The 17439-nt window shown below is 72.5% G+C and carries 13 protein-coding genes (1 of these 13 cut by a window edge); all 13 read right to left on the reverse strand.

The genetic code is table 11. The features are described 5' to 3' along the window. Positions 1–6313: the 5' portion of an amino acid adenylation domain-containing protein gene (locus tag ACWC91_RS07375; protein WP_450641842.1), read on the reverse strand. It extends 7943 nt beyond the left edge of the window; only the first 6313 of its 14256 coding nucleotides appear in the window; it begins with the start codon at positions 6311–6313; the stop codon falls past the left edge of the window. 223 nt (positions 6314–6536) lie between these two features. Then, positions 6537–8213 carry a phytoene desaturase family protein gene (locus ACWC91_RS07380; protein WP_450641840.1) on the reverse strand — a complete coding sequence of 559 codons (1677 nt, stop codon included), beginning with the start codon at positions 8211–8213 and terminating at the stop codon, positions 6537–6539. 34 nt (positions 8214–8247) lie between these two features. After that, a complete protein-coding gene (locus tag ACWC91_RS07385; RefSeq protein ID WP_376504523.1) occupies positions 8248–8958 on the reverse strand; it encodes a 2-hydroxychromene-2-carboxylate isomerase in 711 nt (236 codons plus the stop codon). A gap of 35 nt (positions 8959–8993) precedes the next feature. Further along, positions 8994–9740 carry a 3-oxoacyl-[acyl-carrier-protein] reductase gene (gene fabG / locus ACWC91_RS07390; RefSeq protein ID WP_225079826.1) on the reverse strand — a complete coding sequence of 249 codons (747 nt, stop codon included), beginning with the start codon at positions 9738–9740 and terminating at the stop codon, positions 8994–8996. 32 nt (positions 9741–9772) lie between these two features. After that, positions 9773–10258 (reverse strand): 3-hydroxyacyl-ACP dehydratase FabZ family protein, encoded by a 486-nt coding sequence (locus ACWC91_RS07395; RefSeq protein ID WP_225079827.1) that lies wholly within the window; start codon positions 10256–10258, stop codon positions 9773–9775. After that, on the reverse strand, positions 10255–10725 hold the full coding sequence (locus ACWC91_RS07400; protein WP_225079828.1) for a 3-hydroxyacyl-ACP dehydratase FabZ family protein: 471 nt from the start codon (positions 10723–10725) through the stop codon (positions 10255–10257). The genes ACWC91_RS07395 and ACWC91_RS07400 overlap by 4 nt, the downstream gene beginning before the upstream one ends. Further along, entirely contained in the window at positions 10722–10985 is a 264-nt protein-coding gene (locus ACWC91_RS07405; RefSeq protein WP_225079829.1) for an acyl carrier protein, read from the reverse strand. Before ACWC91_RS07405 ends, ACWC91_RS07400 begins: the two co-directional genes overlap by 4 nt. A 69-nt stretch (positions 10986–11054) precedes the next feature. Next, positions 11055–12158, reverse strand: coding sequence for a beta-ketoacyl synthase N-terminal-like domain-containing protein (locus ACWC91_RS07410; protein WP_376504526.1), 1104 nt, complete (start codon positions 12156–12158; stop codon positions 11055–11057). Between the two features lie 27 nt (positions 12159–12185). After that, complete coding sequence (locus tag ACWC91_RS07415) at positions 12186–13226, reverse strand: thioesterase family protein (RefSeq protein WP_376504527.1); 1041 nt, start codon at positions 13224–13226, stop codon at positions 12186–12188. 21 nt (positions 13227–13247) lie between these two features. Beyond that, positions 13248–14096 (reverse strand): alpha/beta fold hydrolase, encoded by an 849-nt coding sequence (locus tag ACWC91_RS07420; RefSeq protein WP_450641838.1) that lies wholly within the window; start codon positions 14094–14096, stop codon positions 13248–13250. Then, positions 14093–15055 (reverse strand): beta-ketoacyl synthase N-terminal-like domain-containing protein, encoded by a 963-nt coding sequence (locus ACWC91_RS07425; RefSeq protein ID WP_281155981.1) that lies wholly within the window; start codon positions 15053–15055, stop codon positions 14093–14095. The genes ACWC91_RS07420 and ACWC91_RS07425 overlap by 4 nt, the downstream gene beginning before the upstream one ends. Then, positions 15052–16185: a beta-ketoacyl-[acyl-carrier-protein] synthase family protein gene (locus ACWC91_RS07430; RefSeq protein ID WP_225079834.1), complete on the reverse strand. Its 1134-nt coding sequence runs from the start codon at positions 16183–16185 to the stop codon at positions 15052–15054. Before ACWC91_RS07430 ends, ACWC91_RS07425 begins: the two co-directional genes overlap by 4 nt. Next, the gene (locus ACWC91_RS07435) at positions 16182–17438 is read right to left on the reverse strand and encodes a beta-ketoacyl-[acyl-carrier-protein] synthase family protein (RefSeq protein WP_141356205.1); all 1257 of its coding nucleotides are present in this window, start codon (positions 17436–17438) and stop codon (positions 16182–16184) included. Before ACWC91_RS07435 ends, ACWC91_RS07430 begins: the two co-directional genes overlap by 4 nt. Between the last annotated feature and the right edge of the window lies 1 nt (position 17439).

The raw sequence follows: 17439 nt of genomic DNA on the forward strand, positions 1-17439 counted from the left end.
TGGGCGCCTCGAACAGGTCGCGCACCGCGAGATCGACGCCGAGCACCGACTGGATCCTGATGATCAGCCGGTTGGCGATGAGCGAATGCCCGCCGAGGTCGAAGAAGCTGTCGTCGACGCCGACCGAGGACAGCTCCAGGATCTCCGCGAACAGACCGCAGAGCACCTGCTCCCGCGGGGTACGGGGCTGCCGGCCGCCTCGGCCGCCGGCGAACCGCGGCGCGGGCAGGGCGCCGCGGTCGAGCTTGCCGTTGGCGTTGAGCGGCAGCCTGCGCAGGGTGACGAAGGCCGCCGGCACCATGTAGCCGGGCAGGGTGGTCGCCACCAGCTCGCGCAGGCGTGCGGTGTCGGCCTCGGATCCGGAGGCGGGCACGACGTAGGCGACCAGTTGCTTGTGGCGGTGCTGGTCCTCCTGCGCGACCACCACCACCTGCGCCACGGCGGGGTCCGACGCGATCACCGACTCGATCTCTCCGGTCTCGATGCGGAAACCGCGCACCTTCACCTGCTCGTCGCTGCGACCCAGGTAGGCCAGCTCACCGTCCGCGGTCCACCGCACCACGTCGCCGGTCCGGTACAGACGGGCGCCCGGCGGGCCGAACGGGCTGGCCACGAACCGCTGCGCGGTCAGGGCCGGCCGGTCCAGGTAGCCGCGGGCGAGGCCCGCGCCCGCCAGGTACAGCTCACCCGCGACCCCGGCGGGAACCGGACGGAGCCAGGGGTCCAGTACGTACACCCGGGTGTTGGCGACCGGCCGGCCGATCAGCGGCTCTCCGGGCCCGCCGTCGGAGTACCACGCGGTCGCGTACACCGTGGCCTCGGTCGGCCCGTAGATGTTGGCGATACGGGCCTGCGGCATGACGGCGCGGATGTCCGCCACCGCCCGGCCGGTGAGCGCCTCGCCGGCGAGCACCACAAGCCCGGCCGAGGCGGAGACGTTGTCCTGGCCGATCAGCTCGGCGAGCGCCGACGGCACCGCGCTGATCATGCTGCCCGACCAGCCGTCCTCCCGTTCGGCCAGCGCCAGCAGGTCGCGCACCACGTCGATGCGCCCGCCGGCGGTCAGCGGACCGAAGATCTCGAAGACCGACACGTCGAAGCTGAGCGACGTCGACGCGAGCGGCCGGGACAGGGCGGCGGCGCCGATCTCCCGCGCCGCCCAGGCGACCAGGTTGACCACGTTGCGGTGCTCCACCACGACGCCCTTGGGCGTCCCGGTCGAGCCGGAGGTGTGGATGACGTAGGCGGCGTTGTCCGCCCGCAGCGGCGCCCCACGGTCCTCGTCGACCGGGTTCGTCCCGGGGCGGGCCGCGACCGCCTCCACCGTCCCGGGGGCGTCCAGCGCCAGCGTCGGCACCTCGGCCAGCGCCTTCTGCGGCCAACCGGCCAGTACGCCCTCGGTGGTGAGCAGCAGCGCCGGAGCGGCGTCGGACAGCAGCAGCGCGACACGTTCGACGGGATGGCCGGGGTCGACCGGCAGGTACGCCGCACCGGACTTGAGCACCGCGAGCAGCGCGACGATCAGCTCCGCCGAACGCGGCAGGCCCAGCGCCACCACGCGCTCGGGACCCGCGCCCCGGGCGATCAGCTCCCGCGCCAGCCGGTTGGCGGCCTCGTGCAGGGCGCGGTACGTCATCGACCGAGTCCCGTCGCACACCGCGAGCGCGTCCGGATGCTCCGCCGCCGTGCGTTCCAGCAGGTCGACCAGTGTCCCCGCCGGGACGTCGCATGCCGTGTCGTTCCATTCGTGCAGCAGTCGCCGGCGTTCGGGCAGCGACAACATGTCCAGCGCGCGCACCGGAGCGTCCGGTTCGGCGACGAGCGCCCCAAGGAAACGCGCCAGACGGTCGCAGAGCATTTCCACACTGGAACGGTCGAAGAGATCCGTCCGGAATTCGACGACCCCGTCGATACCGTCCGGTGTTCCCGCCTCGCCGAGGCGTTCACCGAATTCGAAGGACAGGTCGAACTTGGCCATCGTGCGCGCGCCCGGTTCGGCGACCGCCGTCAGACCGGGGAATTCCAAGGCGGTGCCGAGTTTCTTCTGGAGGGAGAACAGCACCTGGCACAGCGGGTGCCGGGACAGTGAACGCTCCGGGTTCAGCACCTCGACGAGACGCTCGAACGGGACGTCCTGATGGGCGTAGGCCGCCAGGTCCGACTCCCTGACCCGGCCCAGCAGTTCGCGGAACGTCGGGTCGCCGGAGACGTCGGTGCGCAGCACCAGCGTGTTCACGAAGAAGCCGACCAGGTCGTCCAGGGCCTCGTCGGTGCGGCCCGCCACCGGGCTGCCCAGCACCACGTCGGGGCCGGCGCCCAGCACCGACAGCAGCGAGGCCAGCCCCGCCTGGAGCGTCATGAACAGCGTGCTGCCGGTCTGCCGGGCGAGGTCGGCGAGGCCCCGGTGCAGCTCGGCCGGCAACCGCAGTTCGACCACGTCGGACCGGTAGTCGGCCTCGGCCGGCCGCGGCCGGTCGGCGGGCAGCGTGATCTCGTCCGGCAGACCGGCCAACTCCGAGCGCCAGAAGGCGATCTGCCGTGCCATGGTGCTGTAGGGGTCCCGGTCGTCGCCGAGTGCGTCACGCTGCCACAGCGTGTAGTCGGCGTACTGCACCGGCAGCGGCCGCCAGTTCGGTCGCGCTCCGCCCAGCCGCGCTGCGTACGCCGTGGACAGGTCGCGGGCCAGCACCCCGAGCGACCATCCGTCCGCCGCGATGTGGTGCACCACGACGGACAGTACGTGCTCCTCCTCGCCGAGCGAGAACAGGTCGACGTGCAAGGGAAGTTCGGTGGCCAGGTCGAACGCCCCGGCCGCACAGCTCGCGAGCGCCGCGGGCAGGTCCTCGGCGCTGATCGCCGAGACGGGCAGCTCGATCACGGCCGTCTCCGGGTCGAGCACGACCTGGCTCGGAACGCCCTTCACATCGGGGAAGACGGTGCGCAGGCTCTCGTGCCGGGCCAGGAGGTCCCCGAACGCGGCGAGCAGCGCGCCCCGTTCCAGCGGCCCGGACAGGCGCAGCACCAGCGGGATGTTGTAGGCCGAGTTGGGGCCCTCGAGGCGGTCGACGAACCACAGCCGGTTCTGCGCGTAGGACAGCGGGATCTCCGCCGGGCGCGGCATCGGGGAGATGCCGGAGCGGGCGTTGTCGGCGCAGGTGACGCGGTCCGCCACGGCGGCGACGGTCGGCGCCTCGAACAGCGTCCGGATCTGGAGCTCCACTCCGAACACCGAACGGATCCTGCTGACCAGCCGGGTGGCCAGCAGGGAGTGGCCGCCCACGTCGAAGAAGTTGTCGTCGATGGTGACGCCCGGCACGCCGAGGACCTCGGCGAACAGTCCGCACAGCACCTCCTCGACCGGGGTGCGCGGGGCGCGCCCGGCCGAGCCGGCCACGGACTCCGGTTCCGGCAGTGCCTCGCGGTCCAGCTTGCCGTTGGCGGTGATCGGCAGCCGCGGCAGCACCACGAAAGCCGACGGCACCATGTGGTCCGGCAGCGCGGCGACCACCGTCTCGCGCAGCACGCCGGGGTCGAGGCCGCCGCGCTCGCCCGCCGGCGTGACATAGGCGACCAGCCGCCTGTCGCCTGGCTGGTCCTCCCGGACGATCACCGCGGCCCGCGCGACCCCGGCCGCGCTCTCCACCACGGCTTCGATCTCGCCCGGCTCGATCCGGAAACCACGGATCTTCACCTGCTGGTCGGCCCGGCCGACGAACTCCAGTTCGCCGTCCGCTGTCCAGCGCGCCACGTCCCCGGTGCGGTACATCCGGGTGCCGGGCGGGCCGAACGGGTCGGCGACGAACCGGTGCGAGGTCAGGCCGGGGCGCCCGTGGTAGCCGCGGGCGAGCCCGTCGCCGGAGACGTACATCTGCGCCGCGACGCCGGGCGGCACCGGCCGCAGGGCGTCGTCCAGCAGGTGGATCCCGAGGTCGGGTATGGGGGAGCCGATCACGCTGCCCCGCCGCGCGCCCACGGTACGGCGGTCCAGCGCCGCATGGCTGACGTGCACCGTGGTCTCGGTGATGCCGTACATGTTCACCAGGACCGGCGCGTCGTCCGGGTGCCGGGCGTACCAGCGCTCCAGCCGCCGCAGGTCCAGCGCCTCGCCGCCGAAGATCACGAACCGCAGCGCGGGACCGCCGCCGGCCCCGGGGTCCTCCTGGTCGGCCTGCATGAGCTGGTAGAAGGCGGACGGGGTCTGGTTGAGGACCGTGACCCGCTCGTCGGCCAGCAGCCGCAGGAACTCCACCGGCGAACGGCTCACCTCGTGCGGGACGACGACCAGTCTGCCGCCGTGCAGCAGCGGACCCCAGATCTCCCACACGGAGAAGTCGAAGGCGTAGGAGTGGAACAGCGTCCACGCGTCCTCGGGCCCGAAGCCGAACCACTGCTCGGTGGCGGTGAACAGCCGCAGCACGTTGTGGTGGGGGACGACGACGCCCTTGGGCCGGCCGGTGGATCCGGAGGTGTAGATCATGTACGCCGGGTGCCGCGGGTCGAGCGGTGCGGACCGCTCCGCGTCGGTGACGTCATCGGCGGCCCGGGCGGCCGCCTCCGCGCCGACGCGGGCGTCGTCCAGAGTCAGCAGCGCGACGCCTTCGGTGTCCGGCAGGCGCCGCGCGTGCGCGGAGTCGGTCAGTACCAGGTCCGGTGCGGCGTCCGCCAGCATGAACGCGATCCGCTCGGCCGGATAGGCCGGGTCCAGCGGCAGGTAGGCGGCGCCGGCCTTGAGGACGGCCAGCAGCGCGACCACCATCTCCACCGAACGCGGCAGTGCGAGCGCGACGAACCGTTCCGGGCCGGCGCCCCGGTCGATCAGCGTCCGGGCCAGCTGGTTGGCCCGCGCGTTGATCTCCCGGTAGCTGTGGCCCACCCCGTCGCTCACCACGGCCGTGCGCTCGGGGTGCTCGGCGGCGACCCGCTCGAACAGCTCCGGCAGCGTCGCGGCGGCGGGGGAGGCGACGGGGGCTGGTCGGGTGAGCACCCGCGCGCGTTCCTCGGCGGTGGCGCTGTCCAGCCGCCCGACCGGCGTCTCGGGGTCGCAGGCGCACAGCCGGGAGAGCAGGTCGAGGAAGCGGCGCTGGTGCGCGGCGAGTGATTCCTCGTCGTACAGCGCGGAGTTGGCGTCGAAGTCGAAGCGCAGCGCGCCGTCGGTGGAGCGGGTGTCCAGCACGATCGCGAGGTCCGTGATCGGGCCGCCCGGCAGGTTGTGCACGCTCGCGCCGTGCCCGGCGAAGTCCAGGTCGTAGTCGAACAGGACCAGGTTGACGTGCGGCCCGATCAGGTGCTGCTCGGGGCCGAGCCGCAGGTCGCGCCGCATGTCCTCGTGCCGGTACCGCTGGTGGCGCACGGCCTGCCGCATCTCGGCGGAGACGGCGGTGAGCAGGTCGCCCACCGAGGTGTCCGGTGCGGCGCGCAGCCGCAGCGGGACCAGGTTGGACACGCTTCCGGGGACGCCGCGCAGGCCCGGGCCCTGCCGCGCGGCGACCGGCAGGCCGACGACCACCTCGTCGGTGCCGGTGAGGCGCTGCACGTAGAGGGCGAGCGCGGCGACCACCACGGTCGGCCAGCCGGTGCCGGCCTCGCGTGCGAGTCCGCGGATCGCCTCGGTCCGCGCGGCGCCGAGCGTCTCACTGCGGCGGATCACCCCGCTGGGCAGGTGCTGCCGGCCGCCGGAGAGGCTGACCGGGGGCTGCGCGCCGGTCAGCCGCCCGGTCCAGTGGGCGGCGTCACGGGCGTGGTCCGCGGAATCGGTGTAGGCCAGGGCGGCGTCCACCAGGTCGCGCAGCGGCGGGAAGGGACTGGCCGGTACGGGGGCGCCGGCCATCAGCGCGGAGTAGACCTCGGCCACCCTCGGCGCGAACATGGCCACGCCGGCACCGTCCAGCACGATGTGGTGGACGCGGTGGTACCACCACCAGCGGTCCGCGGCGATCCTGAACAGGGCGAAGGTGAACAGCGAGTCGCCGAACAGGTCGATCGGCCGGGCACGGTCCTCGTCCATCCACGTCCGCGCGGCCGCCTCCGGGTCGGCCTCTGCGGACAGGTCCAGGACGGGGAACGGGAAATCGACCGCGGGAAGGATCAGTTGCTCGGGGATGTCACCGTGCTCGGCGAACCGCACGCGCAGCGCGTCGGTCTCGCCGACCACCCGGCGGAGCGCGGTCTCGAAGCAGCCCGGATCGACCGGCCCGTGAATGTCCAGATACTCGGCGATGTTGTAGACCGTGTTGCCGGAATCGATCCGTTGCGCGAGCCAAATACCCGATTGAGCGGGCGTCAGAGGGAGTCGGATCTCACCGGATTGTGGCACGACTACTCACTCCCCTTGAATCGGAAAACTGGTGGAGACAGCCCCCGCGGGCCACACCGATCGGGCGCATCCGGGCCGGGCGGGCGAGCAGATCTCGCCCCGCGCTTGGGACGTTACCGCGCGCCCGGCGCACGGGAACGGCCTTATAAGAAGCCTCGATAAACCATCGCCGCAGGTCGCCCGAGCATTTACTGGAAATGGCGCCGGGCCGGGGACGCCGGGGTCAGCCGGGGTGGGTGCCGCGGCGGGCCCGGCCGCCGCACAGGCGCAGCGGGTCCCAGTCCGCACCGCGCGCGGGAAGCCGCCGCGGGTCTCCCAGCACCCTGCCCGCGTGCACCTCCGGCAGCAGCGGGCGGCCGAGGATCTGCCCGGCGCAGGAGATGCCGCTGACGGCGGCACCGGTGATCCCGCTGCCGTACCGGGTGCTCTGCCCGACCACGTACAGGCCGGTCACACTGGTCCGGGTGTCCGGCCTGGCGCCCGTGCCGCCCCAGCGGGCCAGCCCGAACGGCGATCCGCCGGTCGACCGGGTGTAGCGGCGCTGCGTGGCCGGCGTGGCCAGCTCCAGGTGGGTCACGTACCGGCGGAAGGGGCCGAGAGCGCGTTCCGCGGTGGCCAGCATGGCCTCGGTGAACCGCTCCTTCTCCGCCCGGTAGACCGGGTCGCGGCGGTACGGCCCGCCGCTCTCGGACGCCGCCGCCGCGCCCCACGCCTCCAGGGAGCGCGGGCACAGGGCCATCACCTGGAAGTTGGCGTGGCCGGGCGGCCGGATGGCCGCGGTGTGCGGGTCCTTGCGGGAGGCGAACGAGATGAACACCGACGGCGGCGCGTCGAACCGCCCCTCGGCCAGCCCCCGGAACGCCTCCTCGACGTCGGCGTTCCCGTGCCACCACAGGTTCGCCCCGGTCCTGCCCGGCAGTTCCCGGTCGAGCCCCACGTAGAGCACCACCAGGGGGAAGCCCGTCACCGCGGTCCGGGCCCGCTTCCCGATCGACGCCGGGAAGTGCTCCTCGCCGACGAGTTCCCGGACGGTGCGCACATAGTCGGCGTTGGACACCACGACCGGCGCGCGCAGCTCCCGCCCGCAGTCGAGCACGACACCGCACGCCCGGCCCTGTTCGACCAGCACCCGGTCCACCCGGTGCCCGGTCCTGACCGTGCCGCCGTGACCGGTGATCGCCTCGGTCAGCGACGCCGCCGGCATCTGACCGCCGCCGACCGGATAGGCGGCGCCCCGCAGATAGTGGTCGGTCACGCTCGCGTGCATGCCGACCGTGGCCTCCTCCGGGCCGATCCCGTAGTTGAGCGCCTGGGCGGCCAGCACCGTGCGCGCGGCGGCGGACAGGCCGCAGTGCTCGAACAGTTCGTGCAGCGTGCGGCGGCCCCAGGCCACCGCGGTGGGGGTACGGCGCAGCACCTCGGCCGGGCCGGCGCCGACCGCGGACAGCAGGGTCCAGCGCATCTCCGCGCCGACCGCCGAGCACACCGTCACGAACTCCCGCAGGCCGTCCTTGTCCGCGGGCAGTACCTCGACGAGGCGGTCGAGGTAGCGGTCCCAGCCGACGGGTACGGACATCCGCAGCCCGGGCAGGACGATCTCGTCGAATCCGTCCGGGTCCATCTCCCGGAAGGCGACGCGGTCGCCGAGCCCCAGCCCCCGCAGGATCGACGGCAGTACGCCGTCGGGCCCGCAGTCGCCGATGTAGTGCACCCCGGCGTCGAACTCGTAGGCCGAACGGCGCCGGAAGACATGGCTGTTGCCGCCCAGCACTCCGGCCTGTTCGAGCACCAGCACACGATGACCGGCCACCGCCAGGTAGGCGGCGCAGGTCAGACCGCCCATGCCGCTGCCGACCACGATCGCGTCCCAGTCGCCCGCGAGCCGGTGCCCGTCGCTCATCGCGCCCCCTCGGGATCGTCTCGGTGGAGGCGGCTCAACCGCAGCCGCCGGCGTGACCGGCGTCCGCGCCCGCCGCCGCCATCTCCGGCAGCGCGGCCGCCTCCGCGTCCGGCACGGCCACGGAGGCCCGCGGGACACCGCGCAGCGCGGCGACGAAGCCGGCCACCCGGTCGACGCCCCAGAACCTTTCGTGGCCGTGGACGAAGAACGGCACGCCGAACAGGCCGTCCTTCACCGAGGCGGCCAGGACCTCCACGCCCCGGGCGCGCAGGTCCGGGTCGTCGGCCGCGCCGGCGGCCCGGTCCGCGTCCAGGCCGAGTTCGGCGGCGATCGAGCCGATCACGGCGGGGTCGGAGATGTTCTTCGCCTCCTGCCAGCGGGCGCGGTAGACCAGGTCGACGAACTCCTTGCCCTTCCCGGCGTCCTCGGCCACCAGATAGGCCAGGTGCGCGACCTCCCAGACCGGTTCCCGGTCGATCGGCCAGGTGACGTCGAGCCCGCGGTCATCGGCCAGCCGCCGGGCGTCCTGGAGGATGTAGAAGTTCTTCTCCCGCGCCATCGGCACAAGTGGCAGCTCGACCCCGGCCTGCGCGAGGAGTTCCTCGCTCCGCGCGTCGGGCTCCCAGAACGGTATCCACTGGACGCTGTCCAGGACGTCGGGGTGGTGCTTCTTCAGGTCGTGGTGGGCGAACCAGGAGTAGGGGCTGCGCAGGGAGAAGTACCAGCGGGGCGGCTTCTTGGCCATGGCGGCGTCCTTCGGTGGGGGAGTCGGGGAGGGGCTCAGATGGTGATGCCGCCGTCGACCTGGAAGACGGAACCGGTGATGTAGCCGGCGCGCTCGGAGGCCAGGAAGGACACCAGGTCCGCGACCTCGTCGGCACCGCCGAAGCGGTTCAGCGGGATCGAGGCCAGCATCTGCTCGCGGACCTTGTCGCTCAGCACCGCGGTCATGTCGGTCTCGATGAATCCGGGGGCGACCACGTTGGACCGGATGCCGTAGCGGCCGACCTCCTTGGCCAGCGACTTGGCGAAGCCGATGATCCCGGCCTTGGTCGCCGCGTAGTTGGACTGGGTGGCGTGGCCGTGGACCCCGGCCACCGAGGAGATCAGCACCAGTGAGCCGGAGCGGCGCTTCATCATCTCGAACACCACCGAGCGGCAGACGTTGTACGTGCCGTCGAGGTTGACCGCGAGCACGTCCTTCCACTGCTGGTCGGTCATCATCAGCAGCGGGTTGTCACGGGTGATGCCCGCGGCGGTGACCGCGACGTCCACCGTGCCCAGGGTCTCCTGGGTCTCGGCCACCCACTCGCGTACCGACTCCGGCGAGGCCACGTCGACCTTCCGGGCCAGCACCCGGACGTCCAGTCCGCCTAGTTCCTTCTCCAGGGCGGTCGCGGCCTCGTCGTTGGACTGGTAGCAGAAGCTGACGTCGTGGCCGTCGGCCGCGAGCCGCTTCACCACGGCCCGGCCGATGCCGCGCGAGCCGCCGCTGACCAGTGCTACCGGTTTGGTGTCCGGTGTCATCAGGCGTTCCTCCATGTCGGCTAAACGTCGGCTCAACCGGCGGACGGCAGCAGCCGGCCGGCGGGGCGGAAGGCCATCACCATCCGCTCGACCGACATCACCACCTCGCCGTCGCACGAGGTCTCGCCCTCGAAAATCGCGGTGTCGGACAGGGCGCGGGAGAGCCGGGCCCGATGCCGGAGCACGTCCCCCGGCAGCACCGGCCGGTGGAACACGACCCCGGTGAGTCCGCCGAGCAGCATCACCCGGTCGGTCTCGTGCGCGTCGCTCCGCTCGCCGGGGGAGCGCCAGGTCGCCAGGATGCCGGCGGCCTGGCCCCACGACTCGATCAGGAGCGTCTGCGGGTATTCGAGGCGGGCGCCGGCCGTGTGCGCGCCGATTCTCCGGTAGCACGGCTCGTTACGGGTGATCGCCTTGGTCGCGGTGACGCTCTCACCCGGAACCAGGTCGAGGACCCGGTCGACGAGGAGCATGGGGAACCGGTGCGGAAGGAGGCGTTCGACCTGGACGGTGTTCATACGCCGACCTCACCGGACAGCCGCAGCCGCACCGACGCGGCATCGCCCCGCTCGGTACTCGCCCTGGCCTGGCAGCGCACACCGCCCTCGTGGTCGCGCATTTCCAGGCGCACGGTGAGCAGGTCGCCGGGGTAGACGGCACCTAGGAAACGGGTGGATTCCACCGCGAGCAGCCGGGGTTCGGGCATCCCCGACCGCTCGGCCACCGCGAGCGCGCCGCGCTGGACGCATTCGACGATGCACACGCCGGGGAAGATCGGGAAGTCGGGGTAGTGGCCGGCGAAGACGGGCTCCGTCCTGTCGATCGCGACGGTGGCCACCGCGCTGAGCACGCGGCCGTCCCCTCCGGCCGCCCCGGACCGGGCCACCGACGTCACCTCGATCCCGGCGTCCACCGGGGAGGGCCTCGGCGCGAAGGACGTCCGGGCGACCGGCCCGGCGGGCGCCTCCGGCGCGGTGGCGGTCACGCCGACACCGCCAGCTTGCGCTCCAGCAGCGCGCGCGCCTGACTGAAGGTGCGGGCCGTCCGCATCTCCTGCTCGGTGAACTTGACCTGGTACTTCTTCTCCAGCACCACGACCAGTTCCAGCAGGAGCAGCGAGTCGACCTGCAACTCCTCCACGAAGTCGGTGGCCTCCTCGATCTCGGTGGCGTCGACGTCGATCACATCGGCCAGGGTCCGCCGCAGTTCTTCCTTGTCCAGCTTCTCGAAGGGCTGTGCCGTCATGACTACCGCTCTCCTCCGCTCGATTGTTTTCCGGGTACGGCCCGGTCGTCTTCGGGTACGGCCGGGTGCTCAGCGCAGCCGCAGCAGGGCGCAGCCGGTCCCGCCGTCGCGTTCCACCGCGGTGACCACCGCCACCCGCCCGGCGACGTCGGGCGTCCGCTCGGCGACCGCGAGCACGGAGGCGATCTGCAGGCTCACCGACGCCGCCGAGGCGTCCCCGAACAGCTCGGTGTTCCGCACCCGTTCGAGCGCCGGGGTGCCGAACACCTCGGCCAGCACACCCCGTTCCCGCTCGCCGGGCACGTCGCCGGCGCCGCACGGGACGGCCGCCCACACCTGCGACGGGTCGACCCCGGCGCGGTCCATGGCGCGGCGCAGACAGGAGCCGAGCACCATCGGCAGCCGGCCCTCGGCGAACACGCCGCTCTCCACGGCCAGCACCTCGGCCAGCACGTGTTCGGCGGCGACGGACTCCTCGGGTTCCAGCAGCAGCATGCCGGCGCCCTCGCCGAGCAGCGCCGGCTTCTCCTCGTCGCCCCTGGTGTGCCACTCCAGCCAGGCCCGCTCGTTGGAGTACTCCTCCGCGGAGCCGCACAGCACCGCCTCGGCCCGGCCCGCGCCGAGCAGTCTGCGCGCGTAGTTCAGCGCGAGCAGCCCGGACAGCCGGCCTCCGGCGATGGTGGCGTTCGGGCCCTTGATCCGGTGCCGGATCGCACACTGGCCGGCCGCGCAGTTCATCACGGTGTTGGGCATCTGCGCCGGGTCGACGAAGTACGGCTGCTCACCGGTCAGCGAGTCCCGCGTGAAGTCCATCATGCTCTGCGCGCTGCCGGTGGTGGTGCCGAGCACGACGGCCCCGCGGTCGCCGGTGGCGACCTCGCGGTTGCGCTCGGCGTCGTCGAGCAGCGCGCCGACGGCGCTGACCGCGAGTCCCGTTACCCGGTCCATCGACCGGGTGCCCTTGCGGCCCAGTGCCGCGCGCGGACTGAACCCGGGCACCAGCCTGGCCCGCTCGTCGGGCACCTGCCACTGCTCGCGGTCGATCCGGACGGCGGTCTCACCGCCCTCGTGCATCCCCTCGACGAACGCCGCACGCCCCATCCCGAACGGGGACACGGCCGACCAGGCGGTGATCACCGGTCTGCGGCCGGCGCCCATGGTGTCGCTGCTCATGGCAACAGCTCCTTCTGACAGGTCCGGTCAGCCGGCGGCGGGGGTCTTGCCGCCGAGCGCGGCCAGCACCTCGTCGTCGAAGGTGACCAGGGACCAGTCGCGCTCCGGCGACTCCTTGGTGACATAGCCGTGCGTGATGTGTCCGGTGGCGACCCGCACCAGCGCGCCGTCACGCACCACGTAGCAGTCCATCCGGGCGGTGAACAGGACGGCCTTGAAGACGTCCTCGACGGTGAAGACGGTGTACAGCTCGTCCTCGATCCGCACCTCGTCGGTGAGTTCGATGTCGCACTTGGTCACCACCGGGATCCAGCTGCGCTCGTCCAGCAGGCGCTGGATGGCGATGCCCCGGTCGGCGACGAACAGGTGCAGCACCTCCTCCATCTGCCGCAGGAAGCCGGACATCTGCATGTGACTGGTGAAGTGGCAGTAGAAGTAGGGCACTCGCCACTTCCAGCCGAAGGCGTTGTCGTCGCCGATGATCTCGGCCAGCACCGGGTCGCCGGAGCGCGTGGTGACGCCGCGCTGCGCGGACAGGTCGATGTTGTCCACCGGGACGGCGGTGAGTTCCCTCGGCGTCGCCCGGCCCAGCCGCGGCACCACGAAGCGGGTCAGGCGCTCAGGCAGCGGCCTGGGGTCCGGCACATGCTCGATGGCCCGAAGGGCGACCTCGAACTTGCTGGTCACCGCCTTGCGCGGCGCCCCGTCCCGCTCCACGGTCCCGGTGACCGCGAAACGCAGCCGGGTGTCGGAGTCCTTGGTGACCGGCTTGACCTCGACGTCGACCGTGTCGTCCAGGGTGAGCACCGTGTGCAGCCGGGTGTCCACGGAGACGACGTCGAAGCCGGCACCGTACTCGACGTAGAGGGTCGTGGCGCCCAGACCGGCGGCGCGGAAGTGCTCGAGCACGGCGGCCTCGAGCAGGTAGTGCACGTGCTTGAAGCCGATGGTCGTGCTGATGTTGCCGCCCTCGTAGGACGGCCGCAGCGAGAAGTGGCCGGCGGTGTCGAAGAAGTCGTTCAACGCCTGCTCGGTCGGCTCGGGAACGCTGCTGATGGGGGACGTCATGCTGCTCAGGCTCCTTTTCTGTCAAGCGGGTTGGTCGACGACCGCGGGCACGGGGCGGCCGATCGAGTCGACGAACTCACCGAGGGCGGCGGAGAAGGCGTCCACCTGTTCCACCATCGGGAAGTGGCCGGCCCCGGGGATGAACCGGCAGCGTGCGTCGGGGAGATCGGCGGCCAGCGCCGTGCTCTCGGCGGGGACGGCGGTGAAGTCCTCCTCCCCGCCGATCACCAGCGAGGGCACCGTGACCAGGTCGGTGCGCAGCCAGGGCGTGCGCAGATAGCTGCGGAAGAAGCTCAGGTAGCCGTAGGGGCCGACCCGTTCGCAGACCCGCTGCGCCATGTCGCGGCGCAGCGCGGGGTCGAGCCGGGGCCCGGCCATCACCCGGATGCCCTCTTCCATGGTGCGGCGGAAGTTCTCCAGCATGTCGCCGACGACGCCGTACTCGAAGCTCTCCGGATCGCGGCGGTAGAACGGCGACACGAGCACCAGGCCCTCGATGCCGTGGCGTGCGAACGGGTCGCCGCCCCGGGCGAGCTCCTCGCCGAGCAGGTCCAGCAGCAGCACGGTGGAGAAGGAGTGGGCCACCACGACGCCGGCGCCGCCGGGGACCTGCCCGAGCGCGTCAGCGACCGCCCGGGAGGCGTCCTGACCGTAGGCCCAGGCCGGTGACTGCCCGCCGCCCCAGGGCAGTTCGGCGGCCCACAGATCCAGGCCGCCGGCCTCGCTCCCGGCCAACTCGTCCCAGACGGAGGAGCTGTTGGCCAGTCCGTGCAGCAGGAGGGCACGGGTACCGCCCGTGGGCCGCTTGCGGTGCACCGTGCACGCCGCGCCACCGGGCCGGCCCGGCGCCCGCGGCCGGTCACGGCTCACCGGGCGTCTCCGGGGGCGAGCAGGAGGACTCCGGCCACACCGTCGTTCCCGCGGCCGGCCAGCGCGTAGAGGGGGCCGGGCTCGCCCGCGTCGAACCGGCCGGTGGCGGCGGCGCACTGCACCAGGCCCAGCGCACCGGAGAGCGCGCCCCAGCCGTCGGGCATCCGGTACCGGGGAACCCCGGCGAGCAGCGCCGCTGGCGGTTCGTCGTCGGCGGCGGTCTCCGGCGGGTACCAGCCGGCCGGGGTGCCCGAGCCGACCGCGGCGAGCCGTCCGACGCACTCCTCGACCCCGCCGGTGCGCACGAAGCCGCCCAGGCGGGCCCTCGGTCGTACGCCGCGCGCCCGTGCGGTCTCGGCACGCTCCAGGACCACCGCGACGGCCCCGTCCACGATCCGGTCCGCGCCGACCAGCTTGCGCACCACCTCGTTGTCCGGTTCGACCCCGACGACCAGCACGTGCTCGGCCCGTCCGGAGCGCAGCAGGCCCGCGGCCCAGCGCAGGGCGTCGAGCCCCGAGGCGTCGCCGTTGCAGACGGTCAGGTTCGGACCGCCCAGCTTGAACCGGATCGCGATCTCGGAGGCGACGATGTTGCTGGAGGCGTTGGGGCTGTCCATCGGGCTCGTGCCCCGGGTCGTCTCGGCCGCGATGGTCGTGACCACCCGGCAGACGGTGTCCGCGTTCCCGTAGTTGGACGCCACCACGACACCGACACCGCCGCCCTCGACCAGCGGGCCGTCCGCGTCCCGCAGTCCGGCGTCGCACAGTCCGGCGAAGGCCGCGCACAGACCGAGCCGGGTGGCGCGGTCCTTGTACTTCAGACCCTTCTTGCCGAGCCGGGCGGCCGGGTCCACCGGCTCCGCGGGAAAGCCCGGTCCGGTCACCAGGTCCTCGGTACCGGCCACTCCGGGCAGGGCAGGACCCACACCGCTGACCACGATCCGCGGGAACTCGTTCATCGGGCCGCCTCCACGATGGCCACCGCGTTCAGTCCGCCGAAGCCGAAGCCGTTGACCTGGGCCACGTCGACGCGACCGGTGGCCTCGGCGGTGTGCACCAGCCGCAACGCGCTCACGTCCTCGGTGGGTTCGTCGAGTTCGGTCACCGGCGGGATCCGCCCGGTCGACATGGCCCGCAGGGCCGTGATCAGGCTCAGCACCCCGGCCGAGCCGGCGGTGTGCCCGGTCATCGACTTGACGGCGGTCACCAGCGGTACGCGCTCGTGCTCGCCGAAGACCTCGCGCAGGGCCCGTACCTCCACCTCGTCGTTGAGCGGGGTACCGGTGCCGTGCAGCATGACCAGGTCCACGTTCTCCGGTTTCACCCCGGCCCGTTGGTGCGCCTGCCTGATCGCGGCTGCGACCCCGGCCTGGAGGGGCGCGGTGGTGTGGTGGGCGTCGCAGTTCACGCCGACCGACCGCACCCTGCCGTGGATCCGGCGGTGGTCCGGCTCGCGGGCCAGCACGATCGCGCCGGCGCCCTCGCCGAGGATGGTGCCCTTGCGGTCGACGTCGAAGGGTCTGAGCCGGCCGGGCGGCTCCAGCTGGAAGGCGTCGGTCAGCCCGAACATGCTCTCCGTGATCGAGTCGGCGCCGGCCACGATCACGTGCTCCACCGCGCCGGTCTCCAACTGGTCGACGGCGAGTGCCAGCGCGTACAGCGAGGCGGAGCAGGCGTTGGAGAAGGTGTGTGTGTCGACCGCGCCGAAGCGTTCCCGAAGGGCGGTGCCGAAGTGCATCCGCTCCGCCGCGAACCCGGCGCCGTCGCGCCACCACAGCTCCAGCGACCGCAGTTCCCGCAGTCCGGTGCCGATCAGGATCGGCACCTCGCGGAGGTCCTCACCGAGGCCGGCGTCACGGGCCGCCTGGCCCACCGCGTCGAGCAGGAACCCGGTCGCCCGGCCCGGCACGTCCACGCCCGGCGCGGGCCGGTCGTCGATCTCGAAGAGATGGCCCGCCTTGAACTTCGACCGGTCGAAGCCGCGCAGCGGAGCCAGCCCGCTCCGTCCGGCGCACAGGCTCTCGAACAGCTCGGACGGGTCGCGGCCGATGCTCGCGACCGCGCCGATTCCGACGACGGGCCGGCTCATGAGGCCTGCTCCTCGTACTTGGCGAGGATCACCACGGCGTTGTTGCCGCCGAAGGCCATCCCGTTGTTCTGCACGATCCTCAGCTCGGCGTCGACGGCATGGTTGGGCACGCAGTCGACCTCGCATTCGGGGTCGGTCTCCCGGTGGTTGATGGTGGGCGGGATGAACCCGCCCTCGACGGCCAGGGCGCAGGCGATCGCGGCGAGCGCGCTGGCGGCGCCCATGGTGTGGCCGAGCATCGACTTCAGCGACACGGTGCGCGGTGGCGCCTCGCCGTAGACGTCGCGGACCGCGCGGGTCTCGGTGACGTCGTTCGCCTTGGTGCCGGTTCCGTGCGCGGAGATCAGATCGACCTCGGACGGCTTCACCCCGGCGTTGTTCAGGGCCAGTTCCATGCACCGGGCGATGCTGCCCTGGTTGGGCGCGACCGGGTGGTCGGCATCGCAGTTCAGCCCGTACCCCAGGACCTCGGCGTGGATGGTGGCACCGCGGCGCAGTGCCGACTCCAGGGACTCCAGGACCAGTACGCCGGCGCCTTCACCGGTCAGGATGCCCTTGCGGTCCTTGTCGAACGGCCGGCAGCAGTCCGGCGCGATCGTGCCCAGCCGGTAGAAGCCGGCGAAGGTCTTGCGGCACATCGCGTCCGCGCCGCCGCACAGCGCGAACTCGACCTCGCCGGTGCGCACCGCGTCGAAACCGTAGCCGATGGCGTAGTTGCCCGCGGCGCAGGCGGTCGGAATGGTGACCGCCTCGACGTCCTCCAGGCCCAGTTCGTGCGCGACGGCCGTGGCCAGCCGGCTCGCCGGGACCCGCCGGACCACCTTCGGGTCCATCTTCTCGGGTCCGTGCTCGATCTCGGTCTCGACCAGGCGGTCGAGGTCGTGCGACTCCCCATCGGTGGACCCGATGGAGATCAGGCCGCGCTGTCCACGCAGGACGTCCTCGCTCAGTCCGGCGTGGGCCACGGCCATCCGGGCCGCGGCCACCGAGAAGCGGGTGGCGGGGCCGAGTTCGTCGACGTCCAGGGTGCGGATCCACTGACGCGGCTCGAAGCCGACCAGTTCGCAGCCGTTGGCGTGGGCGAAACCCTCGGTCGCGAACCTGGTGATCGGCTTGGCGCCGCTGAGCCCGGCCCGCAGCCCCTCGGCGAACTCGACCGCGCCCACACCGATGCTCGAGAAGACTCCGAAGCCGGTCAGGACCACGCGATGCGCTGGTGGTGCCGACCCGTTGCTGGTTGCAGTTGCACGCATG

It is taken from the genome of Streptomyces sp. NPDC001204 (genome assembly GCF_053598035.1).

Excerpts from the sequence above, each read along its gene's own strand:
- ACWC91_RS07410 (WP_376504526.1), bottom strand. The coding sequence starts at position 12,158 with ATGAGCAGCGACACCATGGGCGCCGGCCGCAGACCGGTGATCACCGCC.
- fabG (WP_225079826.1), bottom strand. The coding sequence starts at position 9,740 with ATGACACCGGACACCAAACCGGTAGCACTGGTCAGCGGCGGCTCGCGC.
- ACWC91_RS07405 (WP_225079829.1), bottom strand. The coding sequence starts at position 10,985 with ATGACGGCACAGCCCTTCGAGAAGCTGGACAAGGAAGAACTGCGGCGG.
- ACWC91_RS07435 (WP_141356205.1), bottom strand. The coding sequence starts at position 17,438 with ATGCGTGCAACTGCAACCAGCAACGGGTCGGCACCACCAGCGCATCGC.
- ACWC91_RS07415 (WP_376504527.1), bottom strand. The coding sequence starts at position 13,226 with ATGACGTCCCCCATCAGCAGCGTTCCCGAGCCGACCGAGCAGGCGTTG.
- ACWC91_RS07395 (WP_225079827.1), bottom strand. The coding sequence starts at position 10,258 with ATGAACACCGTCCAGGTCGAACGCCTCCTTCCGCACCGGTTCCCCATG.
- ACWC91_RS07385 (WP_376504523.1), bottom strand. The coding sequence starts at position 8,958 with ATGGCCAAGAAGCCGCCCCGCTGGTACTTCTCCCTGCGCAGCCCCTAC.
- ACWC91_RS07380 (WP_450641840.1), bottom strand. The coding sequence starts at position 8,213 with ATGAGCGACGGGCACCGGCTCGCGGGCGACTGGGACGCGATCGTGGTC.
- ACWC91_RS07430 (WP_225079834.1), bottom strand. The coding sequence starts at position 16,185 with ATGAGCCGGCCCGTCGTCGGAATCGGCGCGGTCGCGAGCATCGGCCGC.
- ACWC91_RS07425 (WP_281155981.1), bottom strand. The coding sequence starts at position 15,055 with ATGAACGAGTTCCCGCGGATCGTGGTCAGCGGTGTGGGTCCTGCCCTG.